We start from the raw sequence: 17,848 nt of genomic DNA, 5'->3' as shown, positions 1-17,848 counted from the left end.
GCGCAGCCCGAGGCGAGAGGATCCGGCTCTGGAGGTGCTGGAGGACGACGGCCTGGTCGGCGCCCGGCTCCCCGGGTTGTCGAGAGGCCGGGTGCAGTGGCGAGGTCGGCGGCCGGCCTTCGAAGCGCGGCCCCGTTTCTGCGCGACGACGGGAAGGTCGGAGCGGCGTGGGCGCAGGCGGAAGGTCAGGCGGCGTGGCTGGAAGACCTCGTGCCGGTCGGGATCGACGCAGTACCGCGTCATGGGCTGTACCTCCGGGTCCACTTGCCTGTGAGGCTCATGGCATCGGCCGACTCTGCCGTACCGTCAGATGCTGGCGCGGGCCGAGGCGGCGCTCGGGTTCCAGGGTGCGCCCGACACGACCGGTACGTGGTGCAGGGGGCCGGGCCGACACCGGGCCAGTGGGCCGTGGCAGACATCCTGGACGAGGACGTCGCCCGGCTCTCCCCGCTGCGGCACACAGCCTCGACGTGCTCGGCCGTTGGACGGTGGCCGGCCGCCCCGGCGTGGACGGGGCAGCCGGCAGCCGCGGATCAGGGGAAGGTCACCTCGTAGTTGCCGTTCTTGAGCGTGAAGTGGGCGACACCGGTGACACCCTCGTAGGCGTAGTTGCCACCGGTGATCGTGCCGTCGAACTCCTTGGCGGCACCATCACCGAGGGGCACGACCACGGACAGCGTGACCTGCTTCTCCGGGCCGAACTTGAGCAGGCTGGTGCAGTACAGCTGGTCGGGGCCCGCCTCGACCTTGCTGCAGGTGGAGTAGATCGTGCCGATGGTGTTCTCGCCGTACTGGTCGAGGAGTGTCGTCCGGGTGCCGAAGGAGTTGCCCAGCTCCTGCGGCACTCCGCCCTGGGCGGTGGTGTACCCGCTGCTGCTGATGGTGACCCACGGGACCGACACAGCCCGGTGGTGGGCTCCACCCAGGTCCTGACCGTCCGCCAGCGCTGGCACGCCCGTCGCGACGGTCGCGCCGAACGCCGTCCCGGCCAGGACGAGGGCGAGCGTGCGCTTGGTGCGCAGGGCATGGTGCATGGAGTCCTCCTCGGACACGGCGGGCTCCCTGCCCGCATTCGAGGGGTAGTCGAGCACACCGGGGCCGGCTGGCGCGGTGCCCGCAGGTGGCCTCTCCCGGGGTGGCTGAGGCAGCCGCTTCTCCTTGGGGCGCAAGCGAATCAGTCGCCTGAGGACCTCGTGCGGCTGGGCCGTCCGGGTGGTCACGACCCTCACCCGGACGCCCGCGAGATTCACCCGAAGGCCCCGCCGGCGCTCGATGCACCGTCGCCCGAGGCGCCGCTTCCCACGCTCACGAGGGGATTCGCGGCAGTTCACTGTGACGCGCCGAAGTCAGGAGGACCATGTCCTGTGCAGTGTCGGCTCGTTGGTTCCGGTGCGGGTCGGGGTACCTGGAGTTGGATCGTTCCTGACGGGTCGTGGGAGTTGACGTGGCCGCCGATCCCGTCGATCCCGCCGGTCCGGGTACGGCCGCAGGGCGGCGGGGTCGCGAAGTGGGCTGCCGCCGAGACCGGCCGTCACGTTCTCCTCGCCCGGGTCTGGCGGCCGGGTGGACTCCCGGTCCGGTGCGTCCGTGCGGGCGTGCTCAGCCGGGGAGGAGTCCCGCGCGGTCGGCGAGGACCGCGGCGTGGATGCGGCGCTGGACGTGGAGCTTCCTGAGGATGGCGCTGACGTGGTCCTTCACGGTGGCGGGGCTCAGGTGGGCGAGCGCGGCGATCTCCTGGTTCGACAGGCCCTGCGCGAGGAGGACGAGGACCTCGTACTCCCTGCGGGTGAGCTTGGCGAGCCGGTCGGTGGCGTCCTGTCGGATGTGCCCGGCGAGGAAGTGCTCCTTCATTGCGCGGGTGATGGCGGGGGAGGTCATGGTCCAGCCGGCGGCCAGAAAGCGCACCAGCGGGGCGAGTTGCTCGGTGGGCGTGTTCTTGAGGACGTAGCCGTGGGCGCCCGCGGCGAGAGCGGTGGCGATGTGCTGCTCGTCGGACGAGCGGGACAGTACACAGACACGCGGCGGGGTGTGCATGCCGGAGAGCCCCTCGGCGAGCATCGGGGCGTCGGAGGGGCAGCTGTCCAGGAGCACCACTCCAGGGCCGTCCTGCCGGATCGCGCCGACCGCGTCCTTGACCGGCACCGCGCTGGTGACCTCGACGTCGCCGGCGGGGGCGAGGGCGTACTGCACGCCGGTGCGGGCCAGGGGTTCGTCGTCGACGACCACGACTCGGATCACGGTGCCACCTTTCGCCCGGTCCCCCCTGCTCGGTCCTCCAGTTTAGATCGCCTGCCCGAAAAGAGTGGATTTCGACGGGCAATCGCCCCACCCCCGCCGGGTGGCGGGGGATGGGATCCATGCGGTCAGCGGATACCTTCTGACCTGCATTTATTCGATGCTCATGACAGCCGGGGCGGCACTTGTTCGGCCCGTCCCGGGGTGAGCCTCAAGGGATGCAGTGAAGAAGATCAGAGTCATGTCCGCACTGGTGCTGGCCTCCGTCGTGTTCGGGGTCGCACCCGCGCACGCGGTCGACCCGCGGCAGGAGTACAACGTGGCGAACTGCCACTTCGACAAGAACAAGTCGGGCCAGGAGCGGGCGAAGTACTGCCGGGCCCTCGAAGGCAGGCCGATGACCGAGACCGCCAAGAACTGCCTGGTGCGCGCCGGGGTCGGCGGTGCGGTGGCGCTGGTGGTGGGCCGGGTCAACAAGAAGGCCGCCCGGGAGATCGCCGTGAACGTCGCCGGAGCGGGCGCCGGCGCCTGCCTGTCCTCCCTGCTGAAGTGAACAGGAGACCCGCCGTGCCACCGCTGCTCGCGAAGCTGCTGATCTTCCTCGTCTACACCGCCGTCCTCGGGGCCGCCTGCACCTGGCTGGTCACCGCCCTGTGGGGACAGCTCCTCGTCACCGCGCTCTCCGCCGCTGTGATGGCCTGGGCGGTCGGCAAGGTGGACGACAGGCACTGAGTTCCCCACCGCCGCGGGACACTCGGGTCGGTTCCACCGCCGCCCGGTCGGCCCGGGGCCCGGACGCCGCAGTCGGGACCGCCGCGTCCGGCCCCCGGGACATACGGACAGGGCGACGGCGTGCACTGGTCCCCGGACGCCCTTCGGGCAGCGGTCACCACCTGCCGGCAAGGGTGAACGCTGTTCCCGGGTTTCTTCGCCCGCCGCCAGCTGCTCGGTGCGGCCGGTGCCCGAACGCGAAGTCCACGGTCCCGATGAGGATGGCGCTGACTTCTACGACGGTCGGCAGCCCGTACCTGATCTCCGACGTCTCCGCGGCCCGCGACCAGAGCTGGGTCATCGACCTGCGCGCCCCGGCCCGATACCAGCGTCTACCTCGGCGCCACGCCCGACGACCCGAACGCCGGACGGAGAGCGACCTTCGACCGCGAGACCCCGGTCGAGCCGGTCCTCGACCTGATCACGGCGCTGTACGACCGCCCGATCCGCTGAACCTCACGAAGGAGTCCGCCATCACCTCCAGCTCCACTGCACCCGAGACCAACATCGCCCGCCACTTCGCCTCGGCCCACTACATGGCCATCGTCGGCACCGTCTCCACCGCCGCCACCGCGGCCGTCTGCGCGGTCCTCGGCCTGAGGCTCCTGGGTCTCACGCTCGCCCTCACCTGCGGCCAGCAGATCGCCCTCCAGATCAAGCTCCAGCGGCTGCAGAGCGCCGTGGTGGCCGCGACAATCACCGCCCGGATGGTGCAGCAGCGCGGTCCGTCGGACCAGTAGTGCCTGGTTGGGACCGTGTCCTACGTGGGGATCTTCGTCAGTCGTTCGTGGCATGTGATGGCGGCCGCGAGGTCGCTGAAGGCCAGGTGGAGCAGGTGGTCGCGCTCGTAGCGGCTGGCGACGCGGCGATAGCCGGTAAGCCGGGCCGTGGTCCGCTCGACCACCCAGCGATGGTGGCCGAGGGTCTGGCCGGACTCGCCCTTGCTGGCGATCCGGGGGCAGGACCCGCTGTCGGCGGAGCCGTCTGCGCAGCTCGGGGCTGTCGTAGGCCTCGTCCGCGAGGACCTTGTGGGGACGGTCGTCGGGGCCTCGTTCCGGGTCGGGTTTCATGTGGAGGGCCTGGGCCAGTGGAACCAGCCCGTACTGGTCGTGGCCATTGCCGGCCGAGATGCCGACGACGAGGGGCGACGTCGAGGGCACGGAGAAAGGTCCGCCGCCCACTGGGCCGCAAATACCTGCCGACCCGCGTCGGCAACCCGTGCCCGGCCGGCGCCGCCGACCGACGGCCCATCGTCGCGCTGGGGATCGGCCGCCCCGACACGGTTCCCGCCGCGGAAGGCGCGCAGGTCGGTCGGGCGACTGCCGGCCGGACCCGCGCGGTGGTCTCCTCGCGAGTGCGAGTACGCCTGGCCGGCCGAATCAACCGGCCAGGTCGGCCATCATGCGGTGGGCGAGATGCTTGGCCGAGCCGGGGTTCTGCCCGGTGTAGAGGGTGCGGTCGACCTCGATGTGGGGCAGGAGCGGGAGCCTCCCCTTGGCGTAGTGCGTGCCGCTCTCGCGCAGCCGGTCCTCCAGGAACCAGGGCGCCTTGCGTCCGAAGCTGTTCAGTTTCTCCTCGACGTTGGACAGCGCGGTGATCCGGTATCCGGCGAAGGGCCAGGAACCGTCGTCGTTCCTGGCCGCGAGCAACGCGGCAGGGCCGTGGCACAGCAGACCCAACGGCCTGCCGGAGGCGAGTTGCCTGGTCAGGAGGGCCCCCGACACCTCGTCGTGGGAGAGGTCCTGCATCGGGCCGTGGCCGCCGGGGTAGAAGACCAGGTCGAAGTCGTCGGGATTCACCTCGCCGAGGGAGGCCGGGGCGTCCAGTACGTCCTGGATCGTCGCGAGGTAGCCGGCCACCTCGCGGAGGGTACCCGGAAGGCCGGCGGTGCGGCCCATGCTGATCCTGTCCAGGGTGGGCCGCTTCCCGCCCGGGGTCGCGACGGCGATCTCCCATCCGGCCCCGGTGAAGATCTTGTGCGGCATCGCCAGTTCCTCACCCCAGTATCCCGTGGGATGCCTGGTGCCGTCCTTCAGCGTCCAGTGGTCGGCCGCCGTCACGACGAAGAGGACTCGGGTCATGTTCTCGCCTTCCCGGCTGATGGCAGGGCCGCTCTTCCTCGGACCGGCTGCTGTCGTGTTCCGTTGGCCTCGATCCTCCGCGACGCTATAAACACCTGCCCGGCGAGACCGCAGCGGTCCGCCGCCAAGGCTGTCGAACCCCCTTCGAGAACGACGCGGCCTCCCACATCTCCCGCCTCTCCGACCGCTGCGGGGGCGTGCCGTCCGACGACACGGACCGTGGCGCGCAGCGCATCCCGCCTGGGCAGGGCTGCGAACACGGGAGGGGGACCAGCAATGAGCGCGGCCAGTAGCACGTGCCGACAGCGACGCTCATCAGGGTGATCCGACGGGGCGGTCGGAACAGGGGCGGAGAGGGGGCTTCTACCTGGTCGTCGCGGCGTACCAGATCGAGGTTTCCCCGGACCCTTCTTCCCGGCAGCCGCACGGACTCCTGGAGGGCTCTTCCGTCTGATCTGTACGCCGACCGGCCCACACCGTAGGTCACTGCCGCACGTGCCCTGCCCCCCCCGGCGAACCGCCGGCAGACCTGCAGGATCGGCAGGGAGCGGCATTCCAATCGCGCGCCGTTTCCCTTTCAGGGAGCCTGCCGACCTCCCGATCGACGTGTGGGGTCATTCCCGGTGCGGGGCGGTCGTGTTCGGTGCCGGCCTCGCGGCACGGGGCGTTCGCGCGCCGGCGGGTTGCCGGTGCGCGAACGCCCCTGTCGGGTGTTGCGGCGGGTCGATCGCGTGGGTGTGCCGGGGGTCAGTACTGGGTGGTGACGGTGACGCCGTTGAACGCGGTCCTGCCGTAGAGGGTGATGTAGCGGTAGCCGGCGGTGGTGTTGGTGACGGTGACGCTCTGGGTGCCGGTGCTGTTGGTGGAGGAGGCGGTGTAGGCGGTGTTGGAGGCCCAGGTGTCGGCGCTGTAGTACAGGTGGGCCGTGCCGGTGCCGCCGGTGGTGGTGACGTTGAGGGTCACGGTGCCGGCGGGCATGTAGATGTACAGCTTGTCCTGCTCGCCCGCGGCGGCGGAGCGGCCGGTCCGGAAGCAGTTGCGGTCCATGGCCCGCGGGTCGGTCCCGGTGCAGGCGGTGGGGGCGGCGGGGGTGGTGACGGTGACGGGCCTGCTGGTGGTGGCGGTCTTCCCGTTGCTGTCGGTGACGGTCAGGGTGACGGTGTAGGTACCGGGCCTGGTGTAGGTCTTCCACGGAGCGGCGTCCGCGGAGGTGGTGCCGTCGCCGAAGTTCCAGGCGCGGGAGGTGATGGTGCCCTTGCCGCCGGTCACCGTGGAGCGGTCGGTCAGCTGCGCGGTCAGGCCGGTGGCGGTGCTGTCGAAGGCGGCGGTCGGCGTGCCGGCGGTCAGGCAGGTGTCGGTGGCGCAGAGGTCGAGCCAGGTGTTGAAGCCGGCGTCGTAGCGGGTGCCGATGGCGTTGTAGTAGGCGTACCCCTGGGCGTAGTTGCCGGTGCGGAAGTAGTAGAGCATGCCCTGGACGACGCTCGGGTACTTCTCGATCATGTGGCGGGCGGCCAGGTAGCCCCAGTGGTAGACGCGGACGACGTCGCTGTTGAGGTAGGTGCTCTGGAGCAGGGTGCTGAGCGGGTAGGTGTGCTTGGGGGCCTGGGTCACCGCGTTGGTGTCGGTGAGGCCGCGGTAGGTGTAGGAGACGTACTCGGCGACACCCTCGATCCACCACAGGTCGGGGACGCTGGTCTGCTGGGTGAAGCCGCCCTTGAGGTTGTAGCGGGCGTCCAGGACGTGGGCGTACTCGTGGTTGAGGTTCCAGATCCGGGCGGTGAAGCCGTTGTCGGTGGGGTGCCGGTACATGATGGTGACGGGCTGGTTGGCGGGGTCGGACGGGTCGCCGGTGAGGGTGATGCCGCCGTTGTTGGTGTTGGCGCCGTAGATCGCGCCGGCGTAGGTCTGGTAGTTCGCCTTGTCGGCGAAGACGGCGATCTGCACGGAGGACTCGTACTGTCCGGGTATCGGGCCGTTGTCGCGGACGAGGTTGTGGAAGAAGGCGTCCTCGCCCTTGAGGTCGGCGCAGACCGCGGCGAGCTCGGCCGGGGTGAGGTCCTGGCTCAGGACGGTGCGGGTGGCGTCACAGGTGTGACGGACCGGCAGCGCGGCGGCGATCAGCCGCTTGTCCAGGTCGCAGATGCCGTAGGTGGAGCACTGGCCGGGGTCGAGGTAGTCGGCCATGTCGGCGGTGGTGACCCACAGGGGGGCAGTGGGGCCGGTGATCGATGATCCGTCGAGGAGGGCCTTGACCAGCGGCCGTACCTTGGCCTGGAAGGCCGGGTACTTGACGAAGCGGGTGAGCACGCGGGCGGCGTTGGCGTCCAGGACCGCGTTGTCGGTGCCCAGCAGGTCGCGGTGCTTGCGGGCGAAGCCGTCGAGCGTGTCGATCAGGCTCGGGTCCGCGGTGACGGCGGCGAGGAAGTCCGGGTTCCTGTCGTGGCCCCGGTCCAGCGGCGTGAAGACGCTGTTGACGAGGGTGACCATGTTCCGGGAGCTGTCGTACGAGCGGTCGTAGGCGTTCAGCACCTGCTGGTAGGTGCCGAGGTAGCGGGCCTGCAGCCCGGCGCTGTCGGTGAGGATGACGACGTCGTTCGCGACCTCGCCGTTCGCGTCGGTGACGTCGGTGAAGTGCGGGCCGGCGACGAACGCGTCGATGCCGCGCGCGACCGCGTCGGTGAGCGACTTGTCGAAGCCCGGGATGCGCTGGGGGTCGTTGGACTGCACGTAGTAGCCCGCGCGCAGGAACAGCACGAGCTGCCACACGCTGGTCGAGTTGTCCCCGGGGTAGGGGGCGGCGGCGTCGCGGAAGGCGTCGGCGACCGTCGCCATCTGGCTCTGGCGGAACACCGCCGAGGCCTCCGAGCCGGAGGTGTAGAACAGCGAACCGATGCACTTGGGCGCCGACGCCTTGACGAAGGAGACGAGCGCGGCTCCGGAGCGGGCGGCGAAGTCGGCCGGGGTGCACGACTGAGCGGCCGGCGGGGCCGCGGACAGCGCCCGCGACGAGGCCGTGGCCGAGACGCTCTCGGAGGCGGTTACGGAGGCGGCGGACCCGGGTGGGACGGGCAGGCCGAGCGGCGGGAGCTGCTCCGGCGTCAGCCGGCGGCTCTGCGGCGCGCTGTGCTCCGACTGGTCCGTCGCGGCGGCACCGGCGGGCGGGACGAGACTCCCCGGGGACTGTTGGACGAGGGGAGCGGTCCCGGCGGTGGGGGTGGCGGCCAGGCTGGGGCCGGCTGCCAGGCCGAGGAGAGTGGTGCCTGCCGCGATCGCGGCGAGCAGTCTGGGCATGCGTGAGGGCAGGCGCAACGTCGTTCCTTAGTGGGGGGAAGGCAGACGGGCGCGCGGCAGGCGGGGGATGGGGGAGGCGACTGGGGCGCGTCGAACGCATGCTCTCACGGTGCCTGACATGTCATCAATAGGGCGTGACATGTCACATCTCAGGGTGGTGGGGAGTGGCAGACCGTGATCGATGTCGAGCGCCTCGGCACCACTGGAGGTCCTGTTCTCCTCGATGCGGGTCCAGGTACCGACCAGGACCGACCCGTCCACCGAGTGCGGGACCTCGGCCGTGAGCCCGTCGACCCCCGTGCACCCCATGTCGACGGGCGGCGGCCCAGGAAGATCGCGGCGCGCGGACACCGTGCCGGTGGCCAGGGTGTTGGTCTGGCCGGAGCTGCGGCAGGCAGGAGGACAGCAGATCCCACGCCGAGCCGCCCGAAACAGCTCTGTTTGCTTTCAGTCCTGGGCTCGCTCGCAGTCGGCACCAGGGTCAGCAGCGCCCACCGCGCGTGCCAACCCCTCCACCGTCAGCTCCACCCGCTGACCGTCCCGCAGCCGGGCCTGCGCCACATCGTCCTGCGACCTGTCGGCCCTGCTCTTCGTGGGAACGGCCCACTGCCCGTCGGCGACCATGGCGACGGCGCCCATCGTCCACGGCTGCCCCGCGCTGCGGATCTTGCGCTCCAGCGCCACCAACCGCCCGGGACCGCGTGGTGCCGGTTTTCGGGACGGGGAAAGGGCGGTGGCGGGGTTGCCGGTGTGCCCGAGGGAGTGGAGGACGGCCCCTGGGGTCATGCCTTGGCCCGGTACTGGAGCGGGCTGAGTCCCAGGGTGCGTTGGAAGGCGCGGCGCATCGCTTCCTGGGTGGGGTAGCCGGCGCGGCGGGCGATGTGTTCGATGCTGTCGGTGCTGTCCTCCAGCAGGCGGCGGGCGGTCTCCAGGCGGGTGCGGTCGACGTAGCGGCCGGGTGGGACGCCGGTTTCGGCTGTGAAGGCCCGGGTGAAGTGCCGTGGGGACAGGTTGGCGCGGCGGGCCAGTGCTTCGATGCCGAGGTCGGCGTCGGGGTGGTCGGCGATCCACTGCTGGACTTCGCGCAGGCCCGGCCGTTCGGCGCTCTGGGCCCGCAGCTGGGTGGAGAACTGCTGTTGGTTGCCGTGGCGGCGCAGGAAGACCACGAGGTGGCGGGCGATGGTCAGGGAGGCGTCGCGGCCGAGGTCCTCCTCGACCAGGGCGAGGGCGAGGTCGATGCCGCTGGTGATGCCGGCGGAGGTCCAGACGCGTCCGTCGCGCACGAAGATCGGCTCGTCCTCGACCCGGACGCCGGGGTGGCGGGCGGCGAGTTCGGCGGTGCGGCTCCAGTGCGTGGTGGCGCGGCGCCCGTTCAGCAGGCCTGCCTCGGCGAGCAGGAAGGCCCCCGTGCACACCGAGGCGATCCGTCGGCAGCGCCGGGCGTTGCCGCGCAGCCAGGCGACCGTGTCCGCGTCCAGGACCACGCTGCCGTCCGGTGCGGTGGACCCGCCTGGGACGACGACGGTGTGCGGCAGGGGCGCCGCTTCCAGGTCCAGGTCCGGGGAGAGGGTGAGCCCGCTGGTGGTGCGCACCGCGCGCCCGCGCGGGCCGGCTGTGCGGACGCGGTAGGCCGGTCCGTCCGGTGTCGCGGGCGGGCGGCCGGTGGCGTAGGCGTTCGCGGCGGCGAACACCTCCAGCGGTCCGGCCGCGTCCAGTGCGACGACACCGTCGAACAGGATGAACAGGACGTCGCGGACTCTCACACCGTCCAGCCTGCGCCTCGCGGCCGAGGGCCGCAACGCGACGTGTCCCGCTTTTCACGCCACCGCTTTCCCGTGCGCGCGCAGCGGGCGAACGGGACCGCTCGGCGGCGGGCTGGGACGGAACGCGGGCCGACCGGGTGGGTGCCGTCGCGGGGCGCGCGTGGCGCGAAAGGAGGGAATCGCGTCGTTGCCGCCGCACCCGGCCCGGGAGAAGGCTGGGCAGCAGTAGCCGATCGAGCAGAACGGAGACTGCCATGAGCTGGTGGGCCATCACCCTCCCCACAGTTCAGTGGACCGGAGCCGGCCCGGTGACCGGCACCCAGACCTGGTTCCTGACGAGCGACTCGCCCGAGCGGGCCGCCGAACTCGCGCTGAGCCGTGCGCAGTCGCCCGACTGCGTGCGCCACCGGCGCGGTGCCGCCCTCGTACCGGACCGGATGACCTGCGCGCCGTTGAGCTACGACGGCTCCGGCGGATTCGGTTCCTGACCGCAGTTCCCGGCCGCTCCGCACCGGGCGGACGTCGCACCGGCCGGACGGCACTCGAGCCCTCTCCCGGGCCGCGCGGGCCCAGCAGCCGGCCCGGGCGGGCATTCCGCCCCGCCCGGACCGGCGCCCCGCGTCCCGTTCTCGTCCCAGGTCACGATCCCAAGGAAGTGATCAGTTTGTCCTCCCTCACCCGCAGGACCGTTGTTCCGGGCCTGGCCCTCGTACTCGGCGCGTCCGGCGCCCTCGCCGCCCCGTCACAGGCCCACGCGAGCAAACCCGCCGCCTGCAGCGTCAGCGCGCAGCTCAACCTCGGCCGGGGCGAGGCCACCTCGTACTGCGTCAGCCCAGGGCCGCTGAACGTCAACGAGCACCGCGCGGTCATCAAGTGCACCGTGGTACGCGGGCGCGGAAACCCCCACGACATCACCTTCACGGTGTCGGGGCCGTGGGTGGCCGTGGGCAAGAAGTCGGTCGCCCGGTGCCCGCTCAGTTCCAGCACGGCCGGCTACTCGTACGAGAAGCGCTGAACCGTGGACCACGACACTCCAGGAGACACCATGCCCAGCACGCGCGTCGACGACCCCCTGTTCGGCACCGTGGAACTGACGGTCGACCACGACAGCGGAGAAGTGACGGTCTGCGGGCACTCGCTGCCCCGGGTGAGCATCCGGCGCAGACCCGGCACCGCCTCCGACCACCGCACACCGATCGGCAGCCGCGCCCCCGCCGACCTAGAACTGCTCGTCAACGACGAGCCGGTGCCGGTCCGGCCGGGCCTCGGATTCGTCAGCCGGCGCTCGCGTCGGGTCGACGTCCACCACGGCGGCCACGACTACCGCCTGTCCCCCACCACGAGCACCCGCAGCGTCCTGTCGCGTGACGGAGTGCCGATCGGCGAACTCGACGTCTCGGTCGGCAACGGCACAGGAGCACACTGGTCGACCGGCTCAGGGGTCACCGAGGTCGAGGCCGCTCTGGCCTACACCCTGGCCGCGGCGTTCGGCATCGGGTCGCCCGGCCTCGTGAAGTCCGCCATCGGCGCCGGGGCCGTCTCACCGCCCTTCTGACACCGGCTCGCCGGTTCGCCGTAGCCGACATGCGCCGCTGACCGGCGGACTCGAGAATCGTTTCGGAACCGACAGATCGGGAGGAGCCATGTCGATCGGACCTGGTCTCGCAGGCATGCCCATGGAGGAGTGGAAGATCCGGACCGCCAAGGGCCGCGAGTACGCCTTCGACACCGAGGATGAGGCGCGGTCCGCACGCCCCGAGTACGGCGAGGGCAGCACCCTGTGGAAGCGCAAGGCGTACCGGGGAATTGTCAACATCTCGACCTCACCGCGGGGCTGGACCCAGGTCGACTGACAGGCTGCGGACAGCCCCGACCTGCCACCACTCCCTCGCACCCCCGCACGCTCCGGCCCCGGGCATCCAGCGTCGGCCTTCTCCGGGCGGCCCCGCCCCGGGGTCGGACCGGGCGGGATCGAGGACGGGCACCCACGCGTAGGCGGCGGGCCACCGCAGCACGTCCGGGCGGCCCCGGTGGCAGGTATCCACGGAGAGTGTTTGTCTGGATGCCGTAAGCAGTAAGAGGGTTGACTCAGGATTGAATCTTCCATGCGACGGCTGTCCCACGGCATTGCCCCGGTCTGTGCCATTTCCCTCGCCGCGGCCTTCGGCCTCACCGTGCTGGCCGTGCCGGCGGGCGCGACCACCGGCAACACGTGCGGTGGCGCGGTCGCGGACTGGGTCGGCGAGAGCACGCTCGACGCTCCGTTCGTGGGGACCGTCACCCTGCCGGGCGGGTCGACGCGGGCCATCTCCATCGCACCGCAGGCCCTGGGGAGCACCCTGGTGAAGGCCGAGGTGACCGCCTCGGCAGAGGAGTCACGCGCCGCGGTGGGGAACTTCGTGCTGCGCATCAACAGCCTCGGACGCGGGCAGATCACCTTCCCGACCTACGCGGGAGAGACCGGTGTCACCAACGGGACCCACTGCCCCGTCGGCAACCGGGTCACCAGGATCACCGGGAAGGTCTCCACCGCCGGAATCGACGGCAAGCTCGACTTCACGGCCTCCCGCACCTGACCACCCGCACTCCCGCCGCAGGTGTGCCGGTCCTTTGACCGGTCACACCGGCCCGGCCTCCTCCGCTCCTACCGGCCGGCCCGCGAGCGCGGCGGATCCGCCCGGCTCGCGACAGCCGAGGAGAACACCGACGGCGACGGCGGAGAGCGCCGACACGGTACCGCCGAGCAGCAGCCCGTACCGCGGGCCGGCCACCTGGCAGAGCCAGCCGATCCCGGGCGCGGCCAGCGGGGTGGTCCCCAGCGAGGCGAGCATGTAGAGGCCCATCACCCGGCCGCGCAGCGCGGGGGCGACGGCGAGCTGCAGCCGGGCCTTGGCCGCCGTCATGAAGAGCAGCAGCGCCGCTCCGGTCGGCACCAGCATCAGGGCGAACGTCCGGAAGCCCGGCATCAGGCCGCTCACCGCCTCCAGCACCCCGAAGGCCAGCGCGCACGCCACGACGCGCCGCCACCCGCAGGAGCGCCCACGGGCAGCGAGCAGCGAACCGGCCACCGCGCCCACGGCGAGCGCGGCGGAGCCCACGCCGAACGCGGCCGCCGGGCAGTGGAAGACCTGGACGGTCATCAGCGCGGTGGTGATCTGGAAGTTCATCCCGAAGCCGGCGACCAGGGCCACCAGCACCAGCGTCAGGCCCAGGTCGGGGCGCGTGCGCACGTACCGCAGTGCGGCCCGCACCTGGCGCCCGGCGCGCGACGGGGCCGGCGCCGGGCGCAGTTGGCGGACGTCCATGCGCAGCAGGGTGGTCAGGACCACCGCGTAGGAGAGGGCGTTGAGGGCGAAGGCCGGGGCGACGCCGAAGGCGGCGATGACGGGGCCGGCCACTGCGGGGCCGGCCACCCGGGCGAGGTTGAGCACGGCGCTGTTCAGTGCCAGCGCGCTCTGCAGGTCACCGGGCTCGACCGCCTCGGCGATGAAGGCCTGCAGGGTCGGCTTGTCGACGACCATCGTCAGGCCCAGCGCGAGGCAGAGCGCGTAGACGGCGCCCAGCGTGGCGGACCCGGTGGCCGTCAGCAGCATCGCGGTGAGCGCGAGCGCGCCGAGGAGACTCTGGGTGACCAGCAGCAGTCGGCGCTTGGGCAGGCGGTCGGCGACCAGGCCCCCGTAGGCGCCGAGGAACAACATCGGCAGCAGCTGGAGGCCGGTGGTGATCCCCAGTTGCGCGCCGTCGCCGTGGGACAGCTCCAGGACGAGCCAGCCCTGGGCGACGTTCTGCACCCAGGTACCCGCGTTCGACACCGCCTGGCCGATCGCGAGGAGACGGTAGTTGCGTCGGCGCAGCGGCGCGAGGGCCGATGTCCGCGGGGGTGGGGCCGGCGCGGTGGGCGCCCAGCTTCGGGCCACCGCTACGACCGGGCGTCGAGCCTGGCAGCGCAGGCGGCCACGACGGCCGGGGTGACCTCGCTCATGTGCTCGCGCCAGCCGACGTTGGCGTTGACCTCGCAGATCGTGAACCCCCCGTCCGCCTCGAAGAGCAGGTCCACCCCCGCCACTGCCAGGCCCAGTGCCTGGGCGGCCCGGACGGCCAGTGCCTCGCCCTCGGGATGCAGACCGGGGCAGAGCACGGAGGTCCCGCCGAGCGCCACGTTCGACTTCAGCCCGCCGCCGACGGCCGAGCGGACCTGGGCCGCGACCGCGTGGCCGTCGACCACCACCACCCGCAGGTCGCGGCCGTGCGAGTGGGAGACGTACCGCTGGAACAGGTACGGCGACTCCACCCTGAGGCTGCCGTGGACCTCCCGCAGCATCCCGGCGTCCGGCGCCAGGAACACCTGCCCGCCGCGCTGGCCGCGCACCGACTTCACCACGCACGGCTCGGGAACCCCGGCGCCGATCACGTCGGCCAGCCCCGCGTCCGCGTAGCTGCGGGTGTCCGGCACCGGCAGGCCGGCCAGGGCCAGCTGCTGCAGCTGCCAGAACTTGTTCACCCCCGCCAGCACCGCCTCCAACGGGTTCAGCAGCACCGCGCCCATCGCCACCAGATGACGCAGCAGCGTGCCCTCACGATCGGTGCTCAGGCCCGGGGTCGCCAGCCGGGCATAGACCACGCCCGGCGCCGCCAGCGAGCGGCCGTCGAGATCCCGCAGCGTCAGCCGGCCGCCCTCGATACCGAGCAGCAGCTCGTCGGTGCGCCACACGGCGAACCGACCGGGCAGCGCCCTCGCGAAAGCATCCGACAGCTCGTCGACGACCCCGTTGTCCACCAGACCCGAGCCCGTCAGCAGCCAGCACTCGGCGACGGCCCGGTCGGCGAACCGCCACCACGCCGGGGCCTCGCTCACCGTCACCGCACCTGCTCCTCTCCCGACCGATCGTCAACCCTCCGACACTGGCACCGAAAGCCCGACCGGGCCGGGCATTGAGCCGACCGTCGGCGTGCCGCCCCCGCACCTCCCCGGTTCGCTCGGCGTTCACCACCGCCCTCGCCCGGCACTGCCTTGCTGGGGCCCGCCCCGCCCCCGGCTTCGTCGTCCTCGACTCGCCCGGTAACCAGGGCGCGCACACCGTGGACACCGGGAGGGTGCCGGCGACGCGGCTGGCGGGGCTCGCCGCTGAGGGACGGGCTCGAAGGCGCCGGCGCTGCGGGACCTGGAGGACGGCGAAGCAGCTGGTCACGGCGGCGCCTGGAGAGCGTGTCGGTCGACGACGCCCTGGACCGGAGCCTTTCGCGCGGTGAAATCCGCTCGACCCGGTCACCTCCTTGAAGAGATCCTGTGGGCATGGAGTTCCTCTGCTACCACCGCGACCGGCCCGGCTCCCTGGCACTTCGCGACGAACTGCTGGAAGAGCACTGGTCCTACATGGACCAGTACGCGAAGGAGATGATCGCCCGGGGCCCGACCCTCGCCGATGACGGCGGCACGCCCACCGGCAGCGTGCACATCCTCGATCTGCCCGACCCTGCCGCCGCCCGCGCGTTCGCCTTCGACGAGCCGGGCTATCAGGCCGGCGTCTACCGGGACGTGCTGCTGCGACGGTGGAGCAACACGCTGGGGCGCACCATGTGGGACTTCGTCGGAGGCCGGACCGGCGGCAACCGGTACCTCGTGATCGGCCTCGGCGCAGGACAGCCCGTGGACCTCGCCGTGCCGACCGACCGGGACGAGCTGATCGCCTACGGGCCGCTTCTCTCCGACGACGGCAGCACCTGGCTCGGCACGGCCGCGTTGCTCCGCGCGCCGGACCCGGACACGGCAGCAGCCGTCCTGACCCGGGAGCGATACGCCGGCATCGAGGTGCACAACTGGCAGTTCGGCGGCCGGCCGTCATAACCCGAGGACGTCCGGACCGAGGTCGCACCGGAGCCCTTGGGACGGCTCCGGCCTCGCGTTCCGTCCGAACCCACGGGGCTCCCGGGGGGTGAGGAGCATCGGAACAGCCGGACATCGATCGTGCTGGGCGTGGTGCTCACGGTGCTCGCGCCGGTGATCGGGATCGGCTGGGCGGCCGCCGCGGGGGCCGCGATCGGCGACCGTGAACCGCCACCACCGGATGGAGGTGTCTGCCGTCCCGACGGGAGACCGGACAGCACCGCCCGCGGCCCCGCCGCTGCGCTCACCCGAGGACCAGCGGCAGCCTCGTCCCGAGGGCCCCGAGCTCTGCCCGCTCGGCCCGGGTCGCGACCCGCCGGCCGGTGCCGACCAGCAGCGCGTCGGCGTCGGGGATCGCTGCCGGGAACGCACCGCCGGCGATCCGCTCCAGCAACCGCCGCGCCGCGGCGAGCCCTTCGGCGGGCGGGCCCGGCACCTGCGGCAGGTGGGCGACCAGGTCGAGGTGGTGCAGCGTCCACTCCAGCACGTACGCGTCCAGGTAGTCGCCGACGGTCAGCACCTGCCCCTGGGTGGCCACCCGCAGCCGCGGATCGGCGAGTTCGGCGGCGCGCCCGGCCGCCGAGCCGACGTCGTCCAGGTGGAAGCGCAGCAGAGCCGGGTCCCCGTACGCGGCGGCCAACCGTACGGTCAGCGCGTCCAGCGGGTCCTGCCCGTCGGGTGGTTCGGTGGCCACCTCCCAGTACGACGCCGCGTCCCGGGTGGGCTCCGCCGGCGACGGAGTCACCAGTGTGATCAGCACATCCTGGGCGTCGATCACCAGATGGCACACCAGGTCCCGCACCAGCCACCCTGCGCACCCCGACGGCTCGGCGAAGTACTCGTCCGCGAGCCCGTCCACCGCCGCCCGCAGGGCCGCCCATGACCGTCCGAAGAGTTCCACGACCGCAAGCTACCACCGCCTGCGACCCGGTCGTCGGGGGCCGTTCCGGCGAGCCACTTTCCTGGCTGACCGCCCCTGTTCACCCCGGCGCCGGCGACAGCGCCGACGAGCTCGGGGACGACTCCGGCGGCACCGGGCACGGCACGCACGGCACGCTGCCGACGCACCGCAACGACTACGACTTCGACGCCTGTACCGACATGTTCTTCCAGGACACCGACGTCCTCATGCTCTACAGCGCCCGCTTCGACGGCATCGAGGACCCCGACGGCGACACCATCGCCGCCCAGGCGCTGCGCCACGTGAGCGAATCCACCTGGAACGCCCTCGTCGAACGCCACCGGGGACGGGGCTGCGAGGCACTCGCGAACCTCGCCCGCGCGCTCCTGGACGGGAAGAAATCTCTGCACGGAATGTTCGGCAACGTCGTCGGCCGACTCCTGGCCGCACTGGGACGGCCCCGCATCGAGCAGACCTTCGCACGTGAACTGGCCACCCGGGTACCACTGCCGTTCGGACAGGAGGTCGCCCTCGCGGCACGAGGCCTGCAAGCGGCCGGCATCTTCGTCTGCTTCACCTGCTTCACCGGCGGCGCCATGATGCGGGACTGCGCATGCCTGCAGGACCTCCTGGCCCACGAAGGCAGGGCACAGTTCGAGAACCTCCTCCAAGGCGCCCTGCAGGACTGGGCCGAACTGCCCGCCCGCATGCACGACGACGCGACCGCGCCCGGCGCCCACCGGTTGTGACTGACATCGTGATCGCCGCCGCGCCGGCTTGAACGAGGGCGCCCCGAAGGAAGAGCTTCGCCAGCGCGGGCTGGGCACGGCTGGAGTCGTCGCAGCGGGCCCGTACCGGGCCTCAAGGCGGAGGAACCGGGTCGGAGGACGGGGCATGTACCTCAAGAACATGCGGGTGCGGA

General features: G+C 71.9%; 20 protein-coding genes. 10 read left to right on the top strand and 10 right to left on the bottom strand.

Annotated elements, in window-relative coordinates; translation table 11 throughout:
* Positions 1–533: 533 nt before the first annotated feature.
* Both ACW14Y_RS05015 and ACW14Y_RS05010 read right to left on the bottom strand, forming a co-directional pair.
* Positions 534–1,034: a hypothetical protein gene (locus ACW14Y_RS05015; RefSeq protein WP_456986017.1), complete on the bottom strand. Its 501-nt coding sequence runs from the start codon at positions 1,032–1,034 to the stop codon at positions 534–536.
* A 565-nt stretch (positions 1,035–1,599) separates the two neighbouring features.
* Entirely contained in the window at positions 1,600–2,238 is a 639-nt protein-coding gene (locus ACW14Y_RS05010; RefSeq protein WP_456986016.1) for a LuxR C-terminal-related transcriptional regulator, read from the bottom strand.
* Between the two features lie 238 nt (positions 2,239–2,476).
* Between ACW14Y_RS05010 and ACW14Y_RS05005 the strand changes: the two genes are divergently transcribed.
* The 3 genes from ACW14Y_RS05005 to ACW14Y_RS04995 all read left to right on the top strand — a co-directional run bounded on the left by ACW14Y_RS05005 (position 2,477) and on the right by ACW14Y_RS04995 (position 3,746).
* Complete coding sequence (locus ACW14Y_RS05005) at positions 2,477–2,788, top strand: hypothetical protein (protein WP_456986015.1); 312 nt, start codon at positions 2,477–2,479, stop codon at positions 2,786–2,788.
* Positions 2,789–2,802: 14 nt separating this feature from the next.
* Positions 2,803–2,967 carry a hypothetical protein gene (locus tag ACW14Y_RS05000; protein ID WP_456986014.1) on the top strand — a complete coding sequence of 55 codons (165 nt, stop codon included), beginning with the start codon at positions 2,803–2,805 and terminating at the stop codon, positions 2,965–2,967.
* Between the two features lie 260 nt (positions 2,968–3,227).
* Positions 3,228–3,746 (top strand): hypothetical protein, encoded by a 519-nt coding sequence (locus ACW14Y_RS04995; protein WP_456986013.1) that lies wholly within the window; start codon positions 3,228–3,230, stop codon positions 3,744–3,746.
* A 20-nt stretch (positions 3,747–3,766) separates the two neighbouring features.
* Here ACW14Y_RS04995 and ACW14Y_RS04990 read toward each other — a convergent pair whose 3' ends face one another.
* From ACW14Y_RS04990 to ACW14Y_RS04970, 5 genes are all read right to left on the bottom strand, one after another.
* Complete coding sequence (locus ACW14Y_RS04990) at positions 3,767–3,910, bottom strand: hypothetical protein (RefSeq protein WP_456986012.1); 144 nt, start codon at positions 3,908–3,910, stop codon at positions 3,767–3,769.
* Positions 3,911–4,385: 475 nt separating this feature from the next.
* The gene (locus ACW14Y_RS04985) at positions 4,386–5,087 is read right to left on the bottom strand and encodes a type 1 glutamine amidotransferase domain-containing protein (protein WP_456986011.1); all 702 of its coding nucleotides are present in this window, start codon (positions 5,085–5,087) and stop codon (positions 4,386–4,388) included.
* Positions 5,088–5,834: 747 nt separating this feature from the next.
* The gene (locus ACW14Y_RS04980) at positions 5,835–8,396 is read right to left on the bottom strand and encodes a collagenase (protein WP_456986010.1); all 2,562 of its coding nucleotides are present in this window, start codon (positions 8,394–8,396) and stop codon (positions 5,835–5,837) included.
* 429 nt (positions 8,397–8,825) lie between these two features.
* Positions 8,826–9,164 (bottom strand): hypothetical protein, encoded by a 339-nt coding sequence (locus ACW14Y_RS04975; protein ID WP_456986009.1) that lies wholly within the window; start codon positions 9,162–9,164, stop codon positions 8,826–8,828.
* On the bottom strand, positions 9,161–10,141 hold the full coding sequence (locus ACW14Y_RS04970; RefSeq protein ID WP_456986008.1) for a GlxA family transcriptional regulator: 981 nt from the start codon (positions 10,139–10,141) through the stop codon (positions 9,161–9,163). The genes ACW14Y_RS04975 and ACW14Y_RS04970 overlap by 4 nt, the downstream gene beginning before the upstream one ends.
* 254 nt (positions 10,142–10,395) lie before the next feature.
* Between ACW14Y_RS04970 and ACW14Y_RS04965 the strand changes: the two genes are divergently transcribed.
* The 5 genes from ACW14Y_RS04965 (at position 10,396) to ACW14Y_RS04945 (ending at position 12,717) form a co-directional block, all read left to right on the top strand.
* Positions 10,396–10,629: a hypothetical protein gene (locus ACW14Y_RS04965; protein ID WP_456986007.1), complete on the top strand. Its 234-nt coding sequence runs from the start codon at positions 10,396–10,398 to the stop codon at positions 10,627–10,629.
* 176 nt (positions 10,630–10,805) lie between these two features.
* Positions 10,806–11,156 carry a hypothetical protein gene (locus ACW14Y_RS04960; RefSeq protein ID WP_456986006.1) on the top strand — a complete coding sequence of 117 codons (351 nt, stop codon included), beginning with the start codon at positions 10,806–10,808 and terminating at the stop codon, positions 11,154–11,156.
* A gap of 30 nt (positions 11,157–11,186) precedes the next feature.
* Positions 11,187–11,696 carry a hypothetical protein gene (locus tag ACW14Y_RS04955; protein ID WP_456986005.1) on the top strand — a complete coding sequence of 170 codons (510 nt, stop codon included), beginning with the start codon at positions 11,187–11,189 and terminating at the stop codon, positions 11,694–11,696.
* Positions 11,697–11,784: 88 nt separating this feature from the next.
* Positions 11,785–11,994 carry a hypothetical protein gene (locus tag ACW14Y_RS04950; RefSeq protein WP_456986004.1) on the top strand — a complete coding sequence of 70 codons (210 nt, stop codon included), beginning with the start codon at positions 11,785–11,787 and terminating at the stop codon, positions 11,992–11,994.
* A 252-nt stretch (positions 11,995–12,246) separates the two neighbouring features.
* Positions 12,247–12,717 carry a hypothetical protein gene (locus tag ACW14Y_RS04945; RefSeq protein WP_456986003.1) on the top strand — a complete coding sequence of 157 codons (471 nt, stop codon included), beginning with the start codon at positions 12,247–12,249 and terminating at the stop codon, positions 12,715–12,717.
* A gap of 42 nt (positions 12,718–12,759) precedes the next feature.
* Here the strand turns inward: ACW14Y_RS04945 and ACW14Y_RS04940 are convergent, their stop codons facing one another.
* Both ACW14Y_RS04940 and ACW14Y_RS04935 read right to left on the bottom strand, forming a co-directional pair.
* A complete protein-coding gene (locus ACW14Y_RS04940) occupies positions 12,760–14,058 on the bottom strand; it encodes an MFS transporter (RefSeq protein ID WP_456986002.1) in 1,299 nt (432 codons plus the stop codon).
* 2 nt (positions 14,059–14,060) lie between these two features.
* Entirely contained in the window at positions 14,061–15,002 is a 942-nt protein-coding gene (locus ACW14Y_RS04935) for a RimK family alpha-L-glutamate ligase (RefSeq protein ID WP_456986001.1), read from the bottom strand.
* A gap of 432 nt (positions 15,003–15,434) precedes the next feature.
* Here ACW14Y_RS04935 and ACW14Y_RS04930 point away from each other — a divergent pair, with 432 nt between their 5' ends.
* Positions 15,435–15,986, top strand: a complete 552-nt coding sequence (locus tag ACW14Y_RS04930) for a YciI family protein (protein WP_456986000.1) — start codon at positions 15,435–15,437, stop codon at positions 15,984–15,986.
* 283 nt (positions 15,987–16,269) lie between these two features.
* Here the strand turns inward: ACW14Y_RS04930 and ACW14Y_RS04925 are convergent, their stop codons facing one another.
* Positions 16,270–16,926, bottom strand: coding sequence for a maleylpyruvate isomerase N-terminal domain-containing protein (locus ACW14Y_RS04925; protein WP_375972122.1), 657 nt, complete (start codon positions 16,924–16,926; stop codon positions 16,270–16,272).
* Between ACW14Y_RS04925 and ACW14Y_RS04920 the strand changes: the two genes are divergently transcribed.
* Positions 16,905–17,675, top strand: coding sequence for a hypothetical protein (locus ACW14Y_RS04920; RefSeq protein WP_456985999.1), 771 nt, complete (start codon positions 16,905–16,907; stop codon positions 17,673–17,675). The two genes, ACW14Y_RS04925 and ACW14Y_RS04920, sit on opposite strands and share 22 nt — an antisense overlap.
* The last annotated feature ends 173 nt before the right edge of the window (positions 17,676–17,848 follow it).

The organism is Kitasatospora sp. cg17-2 (assembly GCF_054031055.1).
Note: the sequence above shows the minus strand (reverse complement) of the source record. Positions and strands in the feature narration are given on the sequence as shown.

Coding starts and splice junctions, on each gene's coding strand:
- ACW14Y_RS05015 (WP_456986017.1), bottom strand. CDS start 1,034: ATGCACCATGCCCTGCGCACCAAGCGCACGCTCGCCCTCGTCCTGGCC.
- ACW14Y_RS04920 (WP_456985999.1), top strand. CDS start 16,905: ATGACCGTCCGAAGAGTTCCACGACCGCAAGCTACCACCGCCTGCGAC.
- ACW14Y_RS04985 (WP_456986011.1), bottom strand. CDS start 5,087: ATGACCCGAGTCCTCTTCGTCGTGACGGCGGCCGACCACTGGACGCTG.
- ACW14Y_RS05005 (WP_456986015.1), top strand. CDS start 2,477: ATGTCCGCACTGGTGCTGGCCTCCGTCGTGTTCGGGGTCGCACCCGCG.
- ACW14Y_RS04995 (WP_456986013.1), top strand. CDS start 3,228: ATGGCGCTGACTTCTACGACGGTCGGCAGCCCGTACCTGATCTCCGAC.
- ACW14Y_RS04975 (WP_456986009.1), bottom strand. CDS start 9,164: ATGACCCCAGGGGCCGTCCTCCACTCCCTCGGGCACACCGGCAACCCC.
- ACW14Y_RS04945 (WP_456986003.1), top strand. CDS start 12,247: ATGCGACGGCTGTCCCACGGCATTGCCCCGGTCTGTGCCATTTCCCTC.
- ACW14Y_RS04965 (WP_456986007.1), top strand. CDS start 10,396: ATGAGCTGGTGGGCCATCACCCTCCCCACAGTTCAGTGGACCGGAGCC.
- ACW14Y_RS04950 (WP_456986004.1), top strand. CDS start 11,785: ATGTCGATCGGACCTGGTCTCGCAGGCATGCCCATGGAGGAGTGGAAG.
- ACW14Y_RS04955 (WP_456986005.1), top strand. CDS start 11,187: ATGCCCAGCACGCGCGTCGACGACCCCCTGTTCGGCACCGTGGAACTG.
- ACW14Y_RS04930 (WP_456986000.1), top strand. CDS start 15,435: ATGGAGTTCCTCTGCTACCACCGCGACCGGCCCGGCTCCCTGGCACTT.